The sequence below is a fragment of the Rhodopseudomonas sp. BR0M22 genome, assembly GCF_010907035.1.
Classification (GTDB): domain Bacteria; phylum Pseudomonadota; class Alphaproteobacteria; order Rhizobiales; family Xanthobacteraceae; genus Rhodopseudomonas.
This window is the reverse complement of the sequence record NZ_QUMK01000136.1, coordinates 1-2,220: the sequence shown is the minus strand read 5'-3', so window position 1 is coordinate 2,220 and position 2,220 is coordinate 1. Positions and strand designations below refer to the sequence as shown.

The 2,220-nt window shown below is 67.1% G+C and carries 3 protein-coding genes; 2 read left to right on the top strand and 1 reads right to left on the bottom strand.

Annotated features, from left to right (window positions below):
• Together DY468_RS24410 and DY468_RS24405 are read left to right on the top strand one after the other, a co-directional pair.
• Positions 1 to 761: tyrosine recombinase XerC (locus DY468_RS24410; RefSeq protein ID WP_164608180.1), on the top strand; the 761-nt coding region annotated here is incomplete at its 5' end.
• Positions 762 to 902: 141 nt separating this feature from the next.
• Complete coding sequence (locus tag DY468_RS24405; protein ID WP_164608178.1) at positions 903 to 1,493, top strand: DUF4337 domain-containing protein; 591 nt, start codon at positions 903 to 905, stop codon at positions 1,491 to 1,493.
• A 64-nt stretch (positions 1,494 to 1,557) separates the two neighbouring features.
• Here the strand turns inward: DY468_RS24405 and DY468_RS24400 are convergent, their stop codons facing one another.
• Positions 1,558 to 2,100, bottom strand: a complete 543-nt coding sequence (locus DY468_RS24400) for a hypothetical protein (RefSeq protein WP_164608182.1) — start codon at positions 2,098 to 2,100, stop codon at positions 1,558 to 1,560.
• Between the last annotated feature and the right edge of the window lie 120 nt (positions 2,101 to 2,220).

Here is a 2,220-nt window from a genome sequence, read left to right as displayed (position 1 = left end):
GGCTGGAAGCGACCGACGTTCGCGCCTTCATGGCGGCGCGGCGGGCGGACGAGATTGCCGGCCGTTCCTTGATGCGGGCGCTTGCAGGCTTGCGTTCGTTCGGGCGCTTTCTGGAACGCGAAGGCAAGGGCCGGGTCGGGGCGCTGGCCGCGGTGCGGGCGCCGAAGATCAGGAAGAGCCTGCCGAAGCCGCTGCCGATCGCCGCCGCCAAGCGGCTTGCCGACGCCGACGAGCGCGCCGGCGAAGACCGGGAGACCTGGGTGCTGATTCGGGATGCCGCCGTGATGGCGCTGCTGTACGGCTCGGGCCTGCGCATCTCCGAAGCGCTCGGCCTGAAGCGCCGTGACGTGCCGGCGCCCGGCAAGGGCGACACCCTGATCGTGCTCGGCAAAGGCAACAAGACCCGGATGGTGCCGGTCCTGCAGAACGTGCTCGAGCAGATCGCAGAGTACGCGGCGGCCTGTCCCTACAACCTGCCGCCGGACGGCCCGATGTTCGTCGGCGCCCGCGGCGGACCGCTCAGCCCGCGCATCATTCAGCTGGCGATGGAGCGGCTGCGCGGTGGGCTCGGGCTGCCCGACAGCGCCACCCCCCACGCGCTGCGGCATTCGTTTGCGACGCATTTGCTGAGCCGCGGTGGCGACCTGCGCGCCATCCAGGAATTACTCGGTCACGCCTCGCTCTCGACCACGCAAGTTTATACCGGAATCGACACCGAACGGCTGCTGGAAGTCTACAACAGCGCCCATCCCCGGGCCTGAGCGGCGCGGCGGCACCCGGCAAAGCTGTTAGTCCGGCGCCGACGGCCTTGACCCTGCCATTTATCCAACTGACAAGATCGCGGTGTTACAAGGCCTGCTCGACGCAGGCGCGATGGTTGTGGTGACAGGAGAGTCCGGACGATGGGGGCGCACGAAAGCATGGAGCACGCCGAGCATGCCGAGCATGCGTCGGGCTCCAACAAGGGCATCGCGCTGCTGATTTCGGTGATCGCGCTGTTCCTGGCGTTCTCCGAAACGCTCGGCAAGGGCGCCCAGACCGAGGCGCTGGCCAAGAATGTCGAAGCCTCGAACCTGTGGGCGTTCTTCCAGGCCAAGAGCATTCGCCGGACCACCGTGCAGGCGGTTTCCGAGCACGCCAAGCTCAGCCTCGGCACCGTGCCGGACGAGGCCACCAAGGCGGCGCTGCAGAAGCAGATCGACGACTGGCAAAAGACCGCGGCGCGCTATCGCTCCGAGCCGGAGACCGGTGAAGGCTCCGAACAGCTCGCCGAACGCGCCAAGCACGCTGAACATGAGCGCGACCTGGCGATGGCCCGCTACCATCACTACGAAGTCGCTTCCGCCGCCTTCCAGATCGGGATCGTGCTGGCGTCGGCGACGATCATCACCGGCATGATGGTGCTGGCCTGGATATCGGGCCTGCTCGGCATCGCCGGCCTCGGCTTCATGGCGATCGGCCTGTTCGCGCCGCACGCCGTGCATTTGATGTGAGACAAAACGAACATCGCGTGGACCGAGCCTCGGTTCGCGCGATGAAACGATTTGAATCCTGAACCTATCGTGCCGTGCGGATGCGCCGGCGGAGCGCGCCGATCCGGCGCAGCACCTTCGATCCCCATCCGTCGCCGTCACCCTTCAGCAGTTCGGTGAGCTTGGCCCGGATGTTGGCCATGATCGGCGCCACGATGGCATGCGCCTTGGCGCGCAGTTCGATCACCCAGCGATAGGTTGCGGCGAACCAGCGAAGCTGCAGCAGCTTCGGCTTGGTGACGTCGAAGATGAAGGCCGCGACGCCGAGGCCGAACACCTGGGCGGCCGCAAAGATGCCGAGGCCGGCGATCCAGTGACCTTGGGCGAGCAGCGCCAACGCGAACAGCTTCAGCGGATACAGCGGCGCCACCGGCACCAGAAACACCGGCAGCGTCATCGCCGGGGACAGATGGTCGACCCACCGCGCCAGCCGCTCTTTGAGCTGGCGCAGCGGAATCAGCGCGACGATCCGCGCGATCAGCGGCTCGACGTGGTCCCAGAACCACGCCTCAATCAGGAACAGAACCGCCAGCAGCACCCACAGGGGCTGCCACAATCGACCTTTCATCACGCCACCGTCGGTCGCGCCGGCCAACGCCGGCTCTCCGTCACATATGGATGGCGCGCTTGCCGACCGAAAGGGCGGCTTCCTTGATGGCTTCGGAGCGGGTCGGGTGGGCGTGGCAGG

Excerpts from the sequence above, each read along its gene's own strand:
- DY468_RS24405 (WP_164608178.1), top strand. The coding sequence starts at position 903 with ATGGGGGCGCACGAAAGCATGGAGCACGCCGAGCATGCCGAGCATGCG.
- DY468_RS24400 (WP_164608182.1), bottom strand. The coding sequence starts at position 2,100 with ATGAAAGGTCGATTGTGGCAGCCCCTGTGGGTGCTGCTGGCGGTTCTG.